Origin of the sequence: Mycobacterium helveticum, from assembly GCF_007714205.1 — a bacterium.
GTDB lineage: Bacteria > Actinomycetota > Actinomycetes > Mycobacteriales > Mycobacteriaceae > Mycobacterium > Mycobacterium helveticum.
On record NZ_VMQU01000065.1, the window covers coordinates 1 to 17,085 of the forward strand.

Genomic DNA, 17,085 nt, shown 5'->3' on the forward strand with positions numbered 1-17,085 from the left:
CTGCCCGTGCGCCCAGACCGTCACGCCACGCGAGACATAGCACACCCCACCCGACCCACATTCATGGCAATAGAACCGAAAATCTGAGCGGCTCAACCCACGCGCTGCGCCCGGTGCGGGACTGATCAAGAGCACCCGTCCGTCAAGAGTAGGTACCAAGAACCAGGACCTCCGAGCGCACGGGACCTATTTGGCGCGGCGGAAAGTTCACGACGCCAAGGACCATTCGATTGAGCAGTTCATCGCGAGAGTAGTTCGCAATCTGTGCTGAGGACCGCTTGAGCCCGATCTCGGGACGGAAATCGATACGCAGCTTCCAAGCGGGGCGCCGCGCTTCTGGGAAGTCGTCGACTTCGATCACACGGCCCACCCTGATATCGACCGCTGCGAACTGCTCGAAGGTCAAAGTCTACCCCGCAGTCAATGCCGAATCAGCTGTGCCAGCGGTTGGCGTCGCCCAACACTACGACCAGCTGCGCGAGCGCTTTGCGCCCAGTGCACCGTCCTGGTGCCCGACCGCCGCGGGCTAGGTGTGCGCGTCGGTGAATGCTGTCGCGCTCATGCCTCGGTTCCAATTGCACGGCGGCCTTACCAAGTGCACCGCAAAAATCCCAGACTGTACTGATTACGTTGTGGCATAGACGATTAATGGCTTATCCATGGTGGTGACGCCAAACGACGAACAGTGTTCACCAAACATGCTGCCGATTAGGGAATTACGCCGACTTGGGCTTCGACGCCGAGACGGAAAACACTTTCTCGACGGCGGCCGGGACGTTCTCGATGGCCTCGGGACCGCCGAGGGCCAGCCGCATGAGATACCCGGGCAGCACACACAGCAAGAGGTCGGCAAGGGCGGTCGGGTCGAGTGAACCATGCCTCCCACGTCCCGGTTTCGGGTCGCCCAACGCGGCGAGGGCGTTCGCAGTGGCGTCGCGCAGGTGTGCGGCCAGCGTGGGGTTGCGCAGGGCTTCTGACCACACCAGCAGGGCTATCGCCGCGAACCCGTCCTCTGTATGGCGTCTGGTGACGAACTCGAGCACCGTCGCGATCGCCGCCGGGGGGCTCGCGCCATCCTCGATGGCCTGTTCCAACACCGTGACGACCTGTGCGAGGTTCTCGGCGGCGATCGCCTCGATCACCGCGTCCTTGCTGGGGAAGTAGCGGTAAACCGCGCCGGAGGACATGCCGGCCTCTTCGACGAGGTCCTGCATGGAGGCGGCGTGGAATCCATCGCGAACGAAACAGCGCCGCGCAGCCGCAATCACCTGAGCGCGGCGCTCGGCACGGTATTGCTGGGTCACCTTCGGCACCAAGTCACCGTAGCACAAAAAACATGAGCGTTCGCGTTTGACAACTTAGGGCGAGGAATACTATAAAAAGCGAACATTCGCTCGCGGATAGCCCTCGGATGGTGAGGAGATGACGGCTTATGAGTACCGGCACCGACACCGACTTCGGCACGTTCGGCCGATTCGTGGAAACACCAGTCGACGAGATGCCACCGGCCATGAAGCAGGCCTATGAGTTCACCCGCAAACTGCGGGGACTGGTGCCCGGCCCGCACAAGATCTGGCTGGCCAACCCGGCCCTGTCCACGACGATCGTGCCGACCGGCGCCTATTTTCAGCACGACTCCACGCTGAGCAAGGCCGAGATCGAAATCGTCACCGTTCTGATCACCGCACGATGGCGCAGCGCTTACGCCACCTACGAACACGAGATCATCGCCGAGCGCGACGGCCACCTCGAGGCGCGGCAGGTCCAAACGCTCATCGCTGGGCTTGCGACGTCATTCGATGACCCGCGAGAGCAGGTGGTCTACGAGCTGGCGTCGGCACTGAGCGCGCAACGGGTGGTGCCGACAGGGCTTTACCGACGCGCTCATGATCTGTTAGGTGAGGCAGGCATCGTCGATGTCGCGGTGCTGCTGGGCTGGTTCACCATGGTGTGCATGACGCTGGGCGCCTTCGATGTCCCGGCCAACGCGCGGGGACTCGACCAGTGAGCGACGCTGACGTTCTCGGCGGTCGCCTGGCCCTGGCCGATCGGAACGCTCTCGACGACCCGGCGCGAGAGTTGTTCGACGACATCACGGCCACCGCCGTGCCGTGGGCCCAGCGCAGTGGATTTATGGCGAGCACCACCGACGGGCGGCTGATCGGGCCGTTCAATCCGTGCCTGCTCAACCCCGGGCTTGCCGCCGCCTTCCTCAAACTGCAAGCAGCCGAACAGCAATGCAGCTTGCTCGACGAGCGCACCCGACAGGTCGTCATCCTGACCGTCGGCGCGGTATGGGATGCCCCGTATGAGCTGTACGCGCACTCCGCGGTGGCCCGTCACGCCGGACTCCCAGAACCTGTCATCGCCGAACTGGTCGCCGGCCGCGAACCTCAGGCGCTCCCCGAGGACCAACGGACGGCCCACCGCCTGGCCCGGGCACTGTCCACCGCCCATCAGGTCGACGAAGCGCTCTATAACCAAGCGGTGCAACGGTTCGGCTCCGCCGGGGTCTTCGACATCACGGCATTAACCGGGATCTACCACACCGTCTGCGGCATCCTCAATGCCTTCGCGATCCCGGCCCCCGGCCGGCACCCGCACTGACCGTCGCGCCCGCCCCGGCGCCATCCTCAAGGAGAACGACCATGTCTCTTCCGCCCCTGCCCACCGTGACCCTTACCCCGGTGGCCCATTTCCCCCAGGGTTACTTCCTGGAGAATCTCGCCGTGCGCGCCGACGGCTCGCTGTTGGTCACCGTCGTCCTGCAACGCGAGCTGTGGTGGGTGCCACCGGCCCGGCCCGGCACGCTGGTCGAGCCCGTCCTGGTGCACACCTTCGATCACCCGATCACCGGGATCGTCGAGGTCGCACCAGAGGTCTTCGTCGTCAATCTCACCGAGGGTTACACCACTGGCGAATCGCATTTGGCACGAGTCGATCTCACCGGCTGGGCACCCCGACAACCGGTGACACCAGAGATCATCTGCACCTTCGACGAACGAGCCCGCGCACTCAACGGCAGCTGCGTCCTTGCGCCCGGAGTGCTGGCCGTCGCCGACTGTTTCGCCGGCCTGATCTGGCGGGTCGATCTCACGCAGGATACTCGACACGCCACCGCTCGGGTGTGGCTCGCCCACGACACGATGGCCTTCGACCCCGACAGTGACCTACCGCCGCCACCGCAGCCGGGCGTCAACGGCGTGCGGTACAGCCCACACACCGGCTACCTTTACTACACCTCGACCGCGCAAAAAGTGTTCATGCGCGTGGCAGTCGACCCGTCGACACAAAACCCGGTCGGCTCAGCGGAATTCGTCGCCGCGATCGATAACGCCGATGACTTCTGCGTCGACGAACAGGCCGGGTTCGCCTACATCACCCGACACCGCGCCAACACGATCGAGCGGGCGCCGTTAGAGCCGAGGCACGGCAGCGAGGTCCGTCACATCGCCGGCGACCCGTTCGACGACACCTTGATCGGGCCGTCTGGTGCGGCCTGGGGCCGAGCGGACGGCGAGCCCGGCCGGGTCGCCTACGTCACGACCGATGGCGGCACCACCGCCCCACCGAACGGAGTCGTTCGGCGCGCCGCTGTGCTGCGTGTCCACCTGGACTACGCCGCCGCGCCGACGAGCGAGGCGACCGCGTGACTCGGCGCATCGTCAGGACCGGGCAGGCGTCGATCGACACCCGCGTCGACGGGAACGGACCGCCCGTCCTCGTCATCCCCTCCTACGGGCGCGATGCCGGGCCTGACTTCGACCCGTTGGCTGCCGCGCTCGTCGCCGCCGGCTACCGGGTGCTGCGCCCCGAGCCGCGCGGCGTCGCCGGGTCGTCGGGACCGATGAGCGGTGTGACCTTCGCCGACATGGCCCGCGACATCGCAGACGTGATCGACAACGTGGCCGACGGGCCTGCGGTCATTCTCGGGCATGCGTTCGGAAACTTCGTGGCCCGCGCGACAGCCGTACACCATACCGACAGCGTGGCCGCGGCGATCCTGGCGGCCGCGTCCGGGAAAACCGTTGATGCGCGGATCAATACCGCACCGATGCGCGCAGGCGACGTCACCCTGCCCGAGGAAACTCGCATGGCGGCGCTGCGGCTGGCGTTCTTCGCTCCCGGCCACGACCCCTCGCCCTGGCTGGCCGGCTGGTATCCCGAAACGCTTGCCATGCAGGTGGACTGCGTGCAACACGCCGACATCGCGCGCTATTGGGGAGCCGGGAACGCACCGGTGTTTGAGATCATCGCGGCCTGCGACCCATTTCACCAGCGCGACGAATGGGGCGACTTGCGTGCCCGTTACGGCGACCGGGTTACCACCACCGTCATCGACGACGCCAGCCATGCTCTGTTTCCCGAACAGCCCGACGCGGTTGCCGCCGCGGTCGTCGACTACCTGCGCACCGTCGAATACGTCGCTCGACGATGAGAGCAACCACGCAACAGCCTTCGCCAACAACCCCACCCAGGACAGCACCCGCGAGACCCCTGGGCGGCAGAATGACTCAACCGACGAAGATCGACCGCTTCTTATGCCATGCGATGGGATGCCGTGGCTTGCTGCGGACAACATTGTCTATCAGGCACACCGCTACAACCGTACAGATCAGTTGACGAGCACCAGGAGGTAAACGCAAATGGCGAAGCCAAGCCCTTACAACGCGGCCGTGGTGGTTCCGCTTCCCGATGATGCCGAGTTGACGGCGCTGCTCGGCGATGCGTACAACCCCGATACCGCGCTCAACGTCATGAAGATGATGAGTGGCACCGGCGACATGTTCCCTGTCCTTATCGGCATGGTGCAGGCCGTCTTCAATGAACCGGATATTGACGCCAAACATCGGGAAGTCATCATCTTGCGTGCTGCATCCGTGCTGAACTGTCCCTATGAGTGGCAGGCCAACGAGCAGATGGCCAAAAACGCCGGACTCACCGATGCCGAGATTGGCGCGGTCGCTGGGGAACCCACGGATGACGGCCTCAGCGCTGATTACAAGCTCTTGATCGCCGCGACAGATGAACTCCTTGTTTCGGGCACCCTCACCGATAATGTGCTCCAATCTCTACTCGATGCGTTCGGGGTCACCGTCACACGCAAGTACATCGCGACGATCGGCTGGTTCAGCCTCTTGAGCTTGTTCCTTAACGGCACAAGGGTGCCGTTGGAAACCACTGACAAGATCGGTTCACGGACCTCGCCGCTAGGGTGATGTCATTCGCGTACAGCTACACGACGTGCTATTGCGAGTTAGCCTGCGATAATAAGGAATTGATCATGCGATTCATGTTCGACACCGACGAATCGTTCTCGTTTGAGACGTTGCGTGCGGTCGGATACACCGCCTTCGGAGGGGCCGATATCGGCGAGGTCATCACAACCGCGGAACGGATCACGCCCGGCGACACAGAGTCGTGGTATCGGGAATGGCGTGCACTGGCGGACCGGATCGCTGCCATCGCCGATAAATGCGCCGGTGACGGGCACGCCGCCAGTGCCAGCAGCGCCTACTTGCGAGCCTCCAATTACTACCGGACCGCTGAGTTCTTCCTTCGAGACGACCCATCCAACGATCCGCGCGCGGCGGAAACGTCCGCACGCGCGATCGAGACGTTCCGGGCCGCCCCCGACGTCCAAGCGCACTGGACGCGGGTCGGGATCCCCTATGAGGGAATCGAGCTGGAGGGCTACTACCTCAACGCCAGCGGCGATGATCGTGGGCCCACATTGCTCGCGCACGGCGGTTTCGACTCGACGGTCGAAGAGTTGTTCTTCGTCGTGGGAGAGGCCGCGCGGCGGCGCGGGTGGAACTGCCTGATTTTCGAGGGTTCCGGTCAGGGGTCGGCGTTACGGGTCAACAAACTGCGATTCCGGCACGACTGGGAAGCTGTGGTCACCCCCGTCGTGGACTTCGCCATCAACCTTCGCGGCGTCGACCCTGAGCGCATCGTGCTGCTTGGCATGAGCATGGGCGGCTACCTCGCTCCGCGGGCGGCCGCTTTCGAGCACCGGATCGCCGCGTGCATCGCTTACGACGGCATTCTCAACTTCGCGGCGTTCCTGCCTGATTGGCAAACGGCACAGCATGATTTCGAGCGGTGGGTCCCCACGATGGATGGTTTGATCGCCCAGCGCGAGCAACTGCCGACTCAGCTGCGCTGGACGCTGTCGAACGCCCTGTGGGTGTTCGGAACCGCCACAGCCCAAGAGTTGTACGACGAAGTCACCAAGTATGACCTCACCCAGGTTGCCCATCAGATCACCTGCCCGACCCTGGTTTGCGACGCCGAGAACGACCAGTTCCTCCAGGGGCAGCCCCGCATGCTCTACGAGGCGCTGCGGTGCCCGAAAACCCTTCTGACGTTCACTGCCGCCGAGGGTGCCGGGGAGCACTGTCATGTGGGAGCGCTGACGCTGTTTCATCAGCGAATGTTCGACTGGCTGGACGACACCCTGGGGTCTTGAGGGTGGGGCGAGGCCGCCCGCGCGTTGCCTCGCTCATGCACAGGCGTGTCACGCCGCTGAACCCACGTACCTCATGCGGTCAGAAGCGGTGCAGATAACCGCCGAATGACACCGCGCGTTAGACCGATGCCTGGTGGGTATGCCCATCCGGCGGCGCCGGCGACCGGGCGGAGGCCGGAACGTGGGCGAATGGGCAAACCCTTTGCGCGCCGTGACGGAATTCAGTAACATCGTCGCCAAGGCGATGAAGCTCGCCTCAACTGCCGCTCCGGCTGATGGCTTCTATCGACGACACTTGAGTCACGGTAGAAGGCAGGGAGCGAAATGGCTGGCATCGTCAGCATTCTCGATTCCGACGTCGGTGGTGTGGCCTGCGCCGAGGCGTCGAACGAATGCCTTGCCGACCTCCATCTCGACCGGATCATCGCTGCGGTGATCGCCGGTCATGATGACGGCAACCTCACCCGGATCTTTTCCACGCCCTTGCGGGAAGTGGCGGCGGTGCGGTATCGACAGCAAGTTTTTCGCGACCTCGAAGCCGATGAAACGCGTTTGGCAATTGAGGATTTCGCTGACGGCATGCGCGCTGTACGGAATCGGCTCCACACGGCGGCGAACGTCTGGCATCCGCTACAGCAGCAAGGATGGCTGATCGCGGCGATCGAAAGCTACTGTGAGGCGGTGCTATTGCTAGCAGACCAGCTGTTCTGCGTCCGACCGCGCTCTTCGGCGCTTCGGAAGATCGCACAACATGTCACGCGCTATGCCGAAGGCGAAACCTTCGGGTGTTTGGTGGCCGAGACGCAATCCCTACGAGAGCGACTTGGCGACATACGCTACCTGGTGCATATCGACGGCCTGCGCGTCCGTGTCGAAAGCTACAGCGAGAGAGCTGACTACAGCTCGGCAGTCGCCGAGACTTTCGCGCGGTTCACCGCTGATTTCGGCAAGGACTACCGTGTCAACCTCCCTGAGTTCAAGGACATGAACCACGTCGAGGAACAAATCCTCGTGTGCGTTTCCGAACTCTATCCCGACGTCTTCGCAATGCTGAGTGATTTCTGCCGCGGGCATGCAGAGTTCGTCGAGCCGAACATCGCCAGATTCGAACATGAGATCCAGTTCTATCTGTCCTACCTTGCTTTCATGGGTCGTTTCGGAGAGACCGGTCTGACGTTCAGCTACCCGGAGGTCACCGACGAGCCGGGTAACGCCACGGCCGAAGACGTTTTCGACCTGGCGCTGGCGCTCAAAACCTTGAAAGAGGACAGATCGCCCGTGCCCAACAGCTTTGCACTGTCGGGACGCGAACGAATCTTCGTGGTCACCGGACCGAACCAAGGCGGCAAGACGACACTGGCCCGAACCATCGGCCAATGTGCCTACCTGGCGTCACTGGGTTGCCCAGTACCCGCCGGCAGCTCCAGGCTGACATTGCCCGACCAGATCTTCACCCATTTCGAACGGCAGGAGGAGGTATCGACGCTCCACGGCAAGCTCGACGACGAGCTCGTGCGCATTCACGACATACTCTCGCGCGCGACCGGGTCCAGCATCATCATCATGAACGAGAGCTTCTCCTCGACCACCGCTGACGATGCTTTGCTCATCGGGGGCGAGGTACTCGAACGGATCATCGCACTGAACTGTATCGCGGTCTACGTGACTTTCATCGACGAGTTGTCCACCCTGGACCCCGCCTGCGTCAGCATGGTTGGGGAAGTCGCAGAACATGATCCGACTCACCGAACGTTCAGATTCAGCCGCCGCCCCGCCGACGGCCGGGCCTATGCTGCGGCATTGGCCGAAAAATACGGGCTCACCCACGAACTTCTCAAACGGAGGGTCGCGCAATGAAGGTCCGATTGCTGCACCCTCAACGTGATCCGGACCTCGCGCCGCGGCTGCCCTGGCGACTGCAGGACCTCGTCGATGACGACCTGGGGCTTCGGCACGTCTACACAGCGATGGCCGCTGACGATGAATTCTTGCTCGAAACCGTAAAAAAGATCGTGCCCGCGGCTGTCACCGAGCCGGACGTCATCATCTATCGGCAGCAAGTACTGGCTGACTGCCTGGCGAATCGGGAAGCGGTGCAGCGAATGTATGCCATCGCTGTCGACGGTGTCGAAGTTCGGCGCAAAGTGTTTCTCGGGGGATTGATGTCCCGTGACCCGCAGGCAATCCTGCGCCGCTCCGTGCGGACTCTTGAATTTCTCGCGACCAACCTCCGCCAATTGCGCAGTGTGTGTGACAAGCACGCCGGAGCATTCGCCTCACCGGGATTTCGGCAACTGCTGGAGATGATCACGGAACAGCTCAGCGAGGATTACCTGGAGCGGCTCGGCGCAGAGCTGGCGGAGTTGCACCTCCCGCGCGGGGTGTTGCTCAGCGCCGGGCTCGGTCTCGGCAACAAGGGCAGGAACTACGTCGTGCACCAGCCGTCCCAGCGCAGTTGGTGGGTTAAACTGACCGGAAACCGTTCTGGCGGCTGCGGCTTCGTTGTGGACGACCACGACGAAGCCGGCACCCAGGCTCTCACAGACCTAGCCGGGCGCGGTATCAACGACATCGCCAACGCGGTCGCCCAATCCGCGGATCACGTCGAGCGGTTCTTCGGCCGGTTGCGCATCGAGTTGGGCTTCTATCTGGCTTGTGCGAACCTGCATGAGCAGCTCGCGAAATCCGCCGCGCCCATCTGCTTCCCGATCCCCACGCCATTCACCCCGTCACGACTCGACTGCCGCGACCTGCGCGACGCCGGTTTGTGCCTGTCCGCCCGGAAGCCGGTTGTCGGCAACGACGTCGATGCCGACGCCAAGTCGTTGCTCATGATCACCGGCGCCAACGAGGGTGGGAAGTCGACGTTCTTGCGTAGTGTCGGCCTGGCCCAAGTCATGATGCAAGCCGGCATGTTCGTCACGGCCACGTCGTTTGTCGCCAATGTCAGGGACGCCGTCTTCACGCACTTCAAGCGGGAAGAAGACGCCGGTCTGGTCCACGGGAAACTCGACGAAGAGCTGGCCCGCATGAGTGAGATCGTCGAGTTCGTGGGCTCGACGTCGATGCTGTTGTGCAACGAGTCATTTGCCTCGACCTACGAGCGCGAGGGATCTCACATTGCTCGAGACGTGGTGCGGGCGCTGGTCGAGAGCGGGGTCAAGGTCGTTTTCGTCACCCACCTGTACGACCTGGCCCACAGCCTGAATGAACGGCACCATCCCGCCTACGTGTTTCTGCGTGCCCAGCGCCGCCCCGACGGTCTGCGGACCTTCCGGTTGGAACCGGGTGCCCCCGAACCCACCAGCTACGGTGAGGACTCGTTTCGGAGAGTGTTCGGCGCAGCGCCGCGTCGCGACCTCGGCCGCGAGCACGCGCGATCCGGCTGACAGCGATGTAGCGGAATCCCGGATTTCACAAGCCGGATTGCGCGCCGCGCGCTCGGTTACCGGCGGACGTTTTCAGGCGAGCAGACGGGCTATTTCGATGTAGATCGGAATTCCGATGGTCACGTTGTAGGAGAACGTCAAGCCCAGCGACGCCGCCAACGGCAGTGTTGGGCTGGCCTCGGGGATGGCCAGCCGCTGGACCGCTGGGACGGCGATGTACGACGCGGCAGCGCAAAGCACCGCAAACAGCACGTAGCTTCCGGGCAGGAACTCGGTGTGGGTCAGGTAGGCGTAGCCATGAGCAACTAAAATCCCCAGCGTTGCGAAGGCATTGGGAGCTATCAGCCCGAACAGGATGAAGCCGGCACCCGCCGATCGCAAGTCCTTGAGTTTGCGTGAGGCCGTCATGCCCATCTCGAGCAGAAACAGGCAGAGCGCCCCCTGGAAGGCCGACACGAAGAAGGTGTCGTCATCGTGAATCACCTTCTCGCCCTGTAGACCACTGATGAAGCCGATCGCGATGGCGCCGACCAGGAGACAGATGCCAGGGTTGAGCACGACCTCATTGAGCAGCGCCATCTTCGACGCACGGCGCCGCGGCCCGCTCTCGGCGTGTTCGAGCTTTTCCAACGAGACTTCCAGCTCGTATTCGACGGCCCGGCCACGCTCGGCGTCAAGGTCCCGGTTTTGTACCGGCTGCGTAGCCGCCCCGGGCCCGGTTCCCGACATCGCCGGCGGCGCGTAACCAGGCTCGCCGGGCATGTTCCCCTCGGCATCCAGCCCGCGGTTGCGCAGTCGTGAGACGAGGTACAGGGCCACCAAGCAGCCGGGAATCTCCATGACAGCCAGCATGACTGGCATAAAGGCGTCGAACCCAACACTCAAGCTGGTGAGTACGGCAACGCAGGTGGCAAAGGTCCCCGCCGAATCCGATCCGTAATAGCCGGCGACCGTTGCGCGGTCGATTTGGCGCATCGCGCTGATTCGGCTCAACAGCACGTAAGCGACAATGCCGATCACGAAGTTCAACGCGAATCCCAGGGCCATGAAACCAGCGATGTTGTCGATCTGGGACGGGTCGATGGTGGCGAGCTCTTCGCCGCCGTGCCAACCGATGGCCAGTAGCAGGTACATGGTCAGGCCCTGGTAGATCACGTACGGGAACTCGAACCGCACTTTGAGTATGGGTATGAGGAACCCGAAGTAGAAGAACAACAGCAGTGGCTTGAACAGGTTGTGGGTGAAGTTGTTCCAGAGTTCAAGAAGCATCGGTTGCTCCTGTGGTCCGGGTTGCACAGGGGAATTTGCGGGCGGGTGAACGCGTCCCGCCGACAACAGCCCGATGGCGCGCAGCTGCGACTGCCCAGGCAGGGAATTCATGCGGCAACAAGGCGCTGGGAATGATCGACTCCTACCCTTTGGACGCGGGCCGGGTGTGTCGACGACCCAGCAGGTAGAAGCCATTAGCGCCGTCTGGCCGGCCATAGCGGCCGAGCGCCGGTGCGTTAGCGAGCCCCATCGCTTACTGCAGGTATGCAGAACCCTACACCCAAGCGGTGGATAGCGATATGGGATTTTCGGCTGGCCGTCGTCGGGCCGTCGGCTGTTGCCGCAGCAGGGCAGCGTCATTCACGCATCGGTCGCCGCGGCCGCTCCGAAGCGACCTCGACGGGCGCGCCCTCAAGGGGGGCGGCTGAGGGGACTGTGCGGCTGAGGGGACTGTGCGGCTGAGGGGACTGTGCGGCTGAGGGGACTAGGCATGCTGGTCGGCCGGGCGCAACATGCCCGCCGCGAAGACCGCGATGGCCATCCACGCGGCGGCGTAACCGAATGCCACCGTGGGTGAGACCGTGGTGTAGAGCACGCCGGCCACCACCGTGGCCACCAGATCACCGACCGCTTGGACCGCGCCGAGCAGGCCGAATCCGCTGCCGCGCAGCCGATCGGGCAGCAACTGGGAAATCACGGCCGATTCGGTCGGCTCGGCCAGCCCGATACCGGCGCCGGCCAGCGCAAACCCGACCGCGACCAGCGGCGCGCTGTGGGGACCCGCCGCGAAGACGCCGTAGGAGATCACGTAAACGGCTGCGCCCGTGGCGAAAACCGCCCGGGGTCCGGCGCGGTCGTACCACCGGCCGGCGGTCAGCGACGCGCCCGCAGCGACGACATTGTGCACGGCGTAGATGAGGATGGCGAGCGACGCCGCGGCCGTTGCCGTCCGCTGCGGCGAATGCAGTAGCTGGGTCGCCCGGAGGATCAACAGGGTGGTGGCGAGGTTGCCGAATTCGAACAACGCCACTGCCAGCAGTGCCCGCAGCATGCCCGCATCGCGCAATTGCCTGAACTCGAATCGTCGCTGCACCGACCGGTTGCCGTCCGTGCTGTGGCGACGCGACTCCCGGGCGGCGACGACGATCGCCACCGCGGCGAACAGCCCGGGGATGGCGGCCAGGTACAACGCAGGCCGGATTCCGATCCAGGCCACCAGCCCGGCGGCCAGCAGCGGGCCCGCCACCGCGCCCAGGTTGTCGCCGGCCCGTTCGAGGCCGAAGGCTCGCCCGTGGGCGGACTCCGGGCTCAGCGACGCCAGCAGCGCGTCGCGCGCCGGTGACCGCAGGCCACGGGACAGCCACGCGAGAGCCCGTAGCGCGCCGGCCTGCCAGACCGTCATCGCCGCGCCCATCGCTCCCGTCGCCAACGCCGTGCCGAGGTAGCCGCCCGAGGCGGTTCGTCCCCGTCTGTCGGGGTCGTTGGCCAGCGGGCCGCCGGTCAGCTTCATCACGCCGATCAACGCGTCGCTGATGCCGTCGATCACACCCAGGGCCGCTGCCGAGGCGCCCAGGGTGCCGGTCAGGAAAGAGGGAAGTACCGAGGTGGTCACCTCGTGACCGGTGTCCGAGAAGAAGCTTGCCGCACCCACGGCGCCGACGCCGGGAGTAAGCCACTTTTGCGACGGTTCCCGGCCGCTGCCCGCACCGGTCTCGATGCCCATGGTGACGAAGGTAACCGCGTGGCGGATCGGTAAACGGTCCGGGGGCCCGAGCGGTTTCGCGGAACCTGACAATGCCCGCACCGGCAAGACGAGAGTGGCTGTCGGGCGCCGCCTTTGGTGACCGGGAGCCGCGCCCGACGTCGACGCCGTTCGGTGCGCGGCGGTGACATTGGACCCTATCGCCCGCCGCCTGCCCGCCGTTCGATGTAGCCATGCCGCAGCACCCCGGGCCGTCGACGTCGCACGGGGAGGAAGGCGGTCGGCCCGCCGGCGGAGCGGTGCTCGATCACCGGGCGGCGGCCGACTACGTACTGAGACGGCAGACTCCTGCCGGCGGATTCTGCTTTTATCGCACTCCGCAGTGGGGCGTCGAGGAACCGAACGCGCCGGACACGTTGGCGGCGCTGGCGTCGTTGCTACTGCTCGGTGTCGAGCCTCCTGCGCCCGAAGCGACCGGTCAATGGCTGCGGCACCTGCAGAACGACGAGGGCGGCTACCCCAGCCTGACCATCGGCTGGGCAGCGCTGCGGGGACTGGAACTCCTCGGATCAGCACCGTTGCGTTCACCGTGGACGTGGCTGGCCGGCTGGGCTCAGCGGTTGCTGACAACGAGACGAGCCGTACCGCAGGACACGCGCGCCGCAATCCAGGGTCTCCTGCGATTGGCTGAACTGCTGGCACTCGACCCGGACCAGTCGACGGAGGTGGCCCACCTGCTCGCCGTCTCGGCCGAGTCGCGCGGCGGCTGGGCGCGTCCGGGTGCAGATGTCGAGACCACCGCGTTAGCCGTGCAACTGGCCCGCCGCGCCGGTGAAATTCCCGTGGATTCCCGCGCGGTTGGCCGCTTCCTGCGCGGCTGTGAGGATTCGGCGGTTGGGATTCGGGTGCGCCCCGATTCGCACGCGACGACGGTCGGCGCGCTATGGGGAGGGTTGGTGATCGCCGCCGCGCTGGAAATGCCGCCTCGGTGGCCCGCGGCGATCGCCGCAAGCCTGGTTCTTCTCCAGCGTCCGAACGGCGGTCTCGGGGCGCGTCACGGTGCGGTGGCCACTTTGCGCGACACCTGGCGCGGGCTGTGCGCTGAACACCTGCTGCGGCACGACCCACGCCGACCGAACGAAGGGACCGCATTCCCGCAGCTCGAGCGGGCATCGGAAACCCCCGGGCCACCGCTTGGCGCCCCCCGCAGCACGCTCAGCACGCGCCCCGCCCCCCCGCGAGCGCACCGACGATGAGGCGCGTTGTCAGCTCGGCCCGGGACAACGAATACGCTTGTGCGTCAGACAGTATCGGATAGACCACGCCACCGACGACGGCGTCGGCGGCCGACTCCGCAGTCGCCTCGTCGGCGCCGTGTGCCAGCAGCCGTGCCCGGACGCTCTCGTGCAGCGGAGCGCTGAAGCCGGCCCGCAGCTTGACGGCGGTGTCCTCGTGTTCCATGCACGCGACGGTCAGGATGCGCAGCATCGCCGAGCCGCGGGCCGTGGTCAGGGCCGCGGCGAGCTTGCGCACCCACCCCACGAGGTCGGCGGCCAGGTCGGGGGTGTGGTCGACAGATCCCAGGATCCGGTCGGCGTCTTCGAGGATGACGTCGGCGACCAGCGCGGGACGGCTGGGCCACCAGCGGTAGATGGTTTGCTTTCCCACCCCGGCCCGCGCCGCGACCGCCTCGATGGTCAGGCCGTCGAACCCGCGCTCCATCAGCAGCTCCCGGGTGGCGTTGACGATGGCGGTGCGTGACTTCTCGCTGCGGCGGCGCGGCGTGTCGACCCGGGTGAGATCGGTTGGCATCCGGTGATCCTCCCGCTTTACAGATCATGGCCCGCCCCGTAGTCTGCCACAAGACGAGACGGTTCGTCTTGTAAGGAGGGGTGGCAGTCCGTGCGGCTCACGCAGAACACGTTGTCATGACGCTCGGACTGACCCCGGAACAGCAGGACCTCAGCGACGCCGTCGGGCGGTTCGCGGGCCGCTACGCCCCTATCGCCGAGACGCGCGCCGGCTTCGGTGCGTTGGCGGCCGGTGAGCTGCCGCCATGGTGGGACGCGTTGGTGGCGAACGGTTTTCACGCCGTACATCTGCCCGAGCGGCTCGGCGGGCAGGGTGGACGGCTGATCGACGCGGCCTGCGTGCTGGAATCGGCGGGCAAGACGCTGCTGCCCGGGCCGTTGCTGGCGACGGTGACGGCGGGCGCCGTTGCGCTGCTGGCCGATCCGACACCGGCCGCCGAATCCCTGCTCCGCGATCTCGCGGCCGGCCTGCCCGCGGCGGTCGTCCTTCCCGACGACGGCGATCTGCGTGCCCGCGCCGACGGCCCGGAATGGCGGGTCACGGGAACGTCGGCAGTCACCGCGGGCGTGTGCTCGGCCCGGATTATCCTGGCCGCCGCCCGCACCCCGGACGACGACGTCGTCTGGGCGGTGATCGAGCCCGAAACGCCCACGGCCACGGTCGAACCCGTCACCGGTACCGACCTGGTCGGCGACGTCGGGGTGCTGCACCTGACCGATCACGCCGCTGCCGCGGTGCTGACCGGCATCGACGCGGACCGGGCGCGCTGCGTCGCGCTGGGCCTCGTGGCGAGCACGACGGCCGGTATCACCCGGTGGTGCGTCGAGGCGGTCACCGCGCACCTGCGCACCCGGGAGCAGTTCGGCAAGGTGATCGGGACCTTCCAGGCGCTGCAGCACCACGCGGCGATGCTGTTGGTCAACAGCGAACTGGCCACCGCCGCGGCCTGGGACGCGATGCGGGCGGTCGACGAACCCCTCGAACAGCACCAGATCGCTACCGCCGGGGCCGCGGTGATGGCGATTTCGCCGGTGCCCGATCTGGCGCTCGACACGCTCACGATGTTCGGCGCGATCGGGTTCACCTGGGAACACGACCTGCACCTGTACTGGAGGCGGGCGATCAGCCTGGCCGCGTCGATCGGCCCGGCCAACCGTTGGGCGCGCGACCTGGGGCGACTGACCTGCACGCGACCGCGGGACATGTCGGTCGACCTCGGGGACGCGGAGTCGGATTTCCGTGGGCGCGTGGCCGCGACGCTGGACGCCGCACTGGCACTGAGCAACGACCAGCCCGGACGGCAGGGGGACTACGACGAGTTCAAGACCGGGCCGCAACGCACCCTGATCGCCGAGGCCGGCCTGATCGAGCCGCACTGGCCGCCGCCGTGGGGCCTCGACGCCGGGCCGCTGCAACAGCTCATCATCGACGACGAGTTCGCCAAGCGACCCGACCTGGTGCGTCCCTCGCTGGGCATCGCCGAGTGGATCCTGCCCTCGGTACTGCGCGTCGCGCCCACGGCCCTGCAGGAAAAGCTGATTGCGCCGACGCAGCGCGGTGAGATCGCTTGGTGCCAGCTGTTCAGCGAGCCGGGAGCGGGATCGGACCTGGCCGCGCTCAGCACCCGCGCCACCAAGGTCGACGGCGGCTGGAGCATCAACGGGCACAAGATCTGGACGTCGGCCGCGCACCGGGCGGACTTCGGGGCACTGCTGGCGCGCACCGACCCGGCGGTCGGCAAGCACCGCGGCATCGGCTATTTCATCCTCGACATGAAATCGCCCGGGATCGAGGTCCAACCGATCAAGACCGCGACCGGCGAAGCGCACTTCAACGAGGTGTTCCTCACCGACGTGTTCGTGCCCGACGACATGCTGCTCGGCGACCCGACCGGCGGCTGGAACCTCGCGATCTCCACCATGGCCGAAGAGCGGTCGGCCATAAGCGGTTACGTCAAATTCGACCGGGCCGCCGCGTTGCGCCGGCTCGCGGCGCGACCGGGCCCGGACCGCGACGACGCGCTGCGCGCCCTCGGCGAACTCGACGCCTACACCCACGCCGTCAAGGCTCTGGGCGTGCGGGAAACCATCCGGTTGCTCGGCGGCCAGGCTTCCGGGCCGGCTTCGAGCATCGCCAAGATGGCGATGAACGTCCTGCTGCGGCGGACGTTCGAGGCCACGCTGCAGCTGAGCGGGAAACTGGCGATGGTCGCCGACTCCGACCCCGCCATCGTGGAGTCCTACCTGCATCTGCCCGCCGAGTTGATCGGCGGCGGCACCAGGGAAATTCAGCTGAACATCATCGCGCAGATGATCCTCGGGCTACCCCGAAAATAGTCGGCGCCAAGGGATTACGCGGCGATCTTCGGATACGTCGAAGGCCCGTCGGCCCGCACTTCGCCGGCCCCGTGCCGCAACTGCTTGCCGTCGCCGAACGGGACG

The 17,085-nt window shown here is 65.8% G+C and carries 15 protein-coding genes and 1 riboswitch; of the genes, 10 read left to right on the forward strand and 5 right to left on the reverse strand.

Features of this window, described 5'->3' with window-relative positions; translation table 11 throughout:
- Positions 1 to 142: 142 nt before the first annotated feature.
- Positions 143 to 406: a tRNA-binding protein gene (locus tag FPZ47_RS15715; protein WP_144952565.1), complete on the reverse strand. Its 264-nt coding sequence runs from the start codon at positions 404 to 406 to the stop codon at positions 143 to 145.
- Positions 407 to 716: 310 nt separating this feature from the next.
- The gene (locus tag FPZ47_RS15720) at positions 717 to 1,313 is read right to left on the reverse strand and encodes a TetR/AcrR family transcriptional regulator (RefSeq protein WP_246133441.1); all 597 of its coding nucleotides are present in this window, start codon (positions 1,311 to 1,313) and stop codon (positions 717 to 719) included.
- Between the two features lie 119 nt (positions 1,314 to 1,432).
- Here FPZ47_RS15720 and FPZ47_RS15725 point away from each other — a divergent pair, with 119 nt between their 5' ends.
- From FPZ47_RS15725 to FPZ47_RS15760, 8 genes are all read left to right on the forward strand, one after another.
- Positions 1,433 to 2,008 (forward strand): carboxymuconolactone decarboxylase family protein, encoded by a 576-nt coding sequence (locus tag FPZ47_RS15725; protein ID WP_144952569.1) that lies wholly within the window; start codon positions 1,433 to 1,435, stop codon positions 2,006 to 2,008.
- Entirely contained in the window at positions 2,005 to 2,607 is a 603-nt protein-coding gene (locus FPZ47_RS15730; RefSeq protein ID WP_246133442.1) for a carboxymuconolactone decarboxylase family protein, read from the forward strand. Before FPZ47_RS15725 ends, FPZ47_RS15730 begins: the two co-directional genes overlap by 4 nt.
- A 41-nt stretch (positions 2,608 to 2,648) precedes the next feature.
- On the forward strand, positions 2,649 to 3,653 hold the full coding sequence (locus FPZ47_RS15735; protein ID WP_144952571.1) for a hypothetical protein: 1,005 nt from the start codon (positions 2,649 to 2,651) through the stop codon (positions 3,651 to 3,653).
- The gene (locus FPZ47_RS15740; protein WP_168209469.1) at positions 3,650 to 4,438 is read left to right on the forward strand and encodes an alpha/beta fold hydrolase; all 789 of its coding nucleotides are present in this window, start codon (positions 3,650 to 3,652) and stop codon (positions 4,436 to 4,438) included. The genes FPZ47_RS15735 and FPZ47_RS15740 overlap by 4 nt, the downstream gene beginning before the upstream one ends.
- A 208-nt stretch (positions 4,439 to 4,646) precedes the next feature.
- Positions 4,647 to 5,219, forward strand: a complete 573-nt coding sequence (locus tag FPZ47_RS15745) for a carboxymuconolactone decarboxylase family protein (protein ID WP_144952575.1) — start codon at positions 4,647 to 4,649, stop codon at positions 5,217 to 5,219.
- Positions 5,220 to 5,284: 65 nt separating this feature from the next.
- Positions 5,285 to 6,472, forward strand: a complete 1,188-nt coding sequence (locus FPZ47_RS15750; RefSeq protein WP_144952577.1) for an alpha/beta hydrolase family protein — start codon at positions 5,285 to 5,287, stop codon at positions 6,470 to 6,472.
- Positions 6,473 to 6,703: 231 nt separating this feature from the next.
- A riboswitch (Fluoride riboswitch) is annotated at positions 6,704 to 6,764 on the forward strand.
- Between the two features lie 32 nt (positions 6,765 to 6,796).
- Positions 6,797 to 8,329: a MutS-related protein gene (locus FPZ47_RS15755; protein WP_144952579.1), complete on the forward strand. Its 1,533-nt coding sequence runs from the start codon at positions 6,797 to 6,799 to the stop codon at positions 8,327 to 8,329.
- A complete protein-coding gene (locus FPZ47_RS15760) occupies positions 8,326 to 9,861 on the forward strand; it encodes a MutS-related protein (RefSeq protein ID WP_144952581.1) in 1,536 nt (511 codons plus the stop codon). Before FPZ47_RS15755 ends, FPZ47_RS15760 begins: the two co-directional genes overlap by 4 nt.
- A 72-nt stretch (positions 9,862 to 9,933) precedes the next feature.
- Here the strand turns inward: FPZ47_RS15760 and FPZ47_RS15765 are convergent, their stop codons facing one another.
- Together FPZ47_RS15765 and FPZ47_RS15770 are read right to left on the reverse strand one after the other, a co-directional pair.
- Positions 9,934 to 11,130, reverse strand: coding sequence for a sodium-dependent bicarbonate transport family permease (locus FPZ47_RS15765; RefSeq protein WP_144952583.1), 1,197 nt, complete (start codon positions 11,128 to 11,130; stop codon positions 9,934 to 9,936).
- Positions 11,131 to 11,614: 484 nt separating this feature from the next.
- The gene (locus tag FPZ47_RS15770; protein WP_144952585.1) at positions 11,615 to 12,853 is read right to left on the reverse strand and encodes an MFS transporter; all 1,239 of its coding nucleotides are present in this window, start codon (positions 12,851 to 12,853) and stop codon (positions 11,615 to 11,617) included.
- Between the two features lie 212 nt (positions 12,854 to 13,065).
- Between FPZ47_RS15770 and FPZ47_RS15775 the strand changes: the two genes are divergently transcribed.
- A complete protein-coding gene (locus tag FPZ47_RS15775; protein WP_144952587.1) occupies positions 13,066 to 14,088 on the forward strand; it encodes a prenyltransferase/squalene oxidase repeat-containing protein in 1,023 nt (340 codons plus the stop codon).
- Here FPZ47_RS15775 and FPZ47_RS15780 read toward each other — a convergent pair.
- Positions 14,048 to 14,644, reverse strand: coding sequence for a TetR/AcrR family transcriptional regulator (locus tag FPZ47_RS15780; protein ID WP_144952589.1), 597 nt, complete (start codon positions 14,642 to 14,644; stop codon positions 14,048 to 14,050). The two genes, FPZ47_RS15775 and FPZ47_RS15780, sit on opposite strands and share 41 nt — an antisense overlap.
- A 116-nt stretch (positions 14,645 to 14,760) precedes the next feature.
- Between FPZ47_RS15780 and FPZ47_RS15785 the strand changes: the two genes are divergently transcribed.
- Positions 14,761 to 16,980, forward strand: a complete 2,220-nt coding sequence (locus FPZ47_RS15785; protein ID WP_144952591.1) for an acyl-CoA dehydrogenase family protein — start codon at positions 14,761 to 14,763, stop codon at positions 16,978 to 16,980.
- Positions 16,981 to 17,085 lie beyond the last annotated feature (105 nt).

Bases quoted from the DNA above. Each gene is read 5' to 3' on its own strand.
- FPZ47_RS15725 (WP_144952569.1), top strand. From the start codon at position 1,433: ATGAGTACCGGCACCGACACCGACTTCGGCACGTTCGGCCGATTCGTG.
- FPZ47_RS15735 (WP_144952571.1), top strand. From the start codon at position 2,649: ATGTCTCTTCCGCCCCTGCCCACCGTGACCCTTACCCCGGTGGCCCAT.
- FPZ47_RS15745 (WP_144952575.1), top strand. From the start codon at position 4,647: ATGGCGAAGCCAAGCCCTTACAACGCGGCCGTGGTGGTTCCGCTTCCC.
- FPZ47_RS15750 (WP_144952577.1), top strand. From the start codon at position 5,285: ATGCGATTCATGTTCGACACCGACGAATCGTTCTCGTTTGAGACGTTG.
- FPZ47_RS15755 (WP_144952579.1), top strand. From the start codon at position 6,797: ATGGCTGGCATCGTCAGCATTCTCGATTCCGACGTCGGTGGTGTGGCC.
- FPZ47_RS15760 (WP_144952581.1), top strand. From the start codon at position 8,326: ATGAAGGTCCGATTGCTGCACCCTCAACGTGATCCGGACCTCGCGCCG.
- FPZ47_RS15765 (WP_144952583.1), bottom strand. From the start codon at position 11,130: ATGCTTCTTGAACTCTGGAACAACTTCACCCACAACCTGTTCAAGCCA.
- FPZ47_RS15770 (WP_144952585.1), bottom strand. From the start codon at position 12,853: ATGGGCATCGAGACCGGTGCGGGCAGCGGCCGGGAACCGTCGCAAAAG.
- FPZ47_RS15775 (WP_144952587.1), top strand. From the start codon at position 13,066: ATGCCGCAGCACCCCGGGCCGTCGACGTCGCACGGGGAGGAAGGCGGT.
- FPZ47_RS15780 (WP_144952589.1), bottom strand. From the start codon at position 14,644: ATGCCAACCGATCTCACCCGGGTCGACACGCCGCGCCGCCGCAGCGAG.
- FPZ47_RS15785 (WP_144952591.1), top strand. From the start codon at position 14,761: ATGACGCTCGGACTGACCCCGGAACAGCAGGACCTCAGCGACGCCGTC.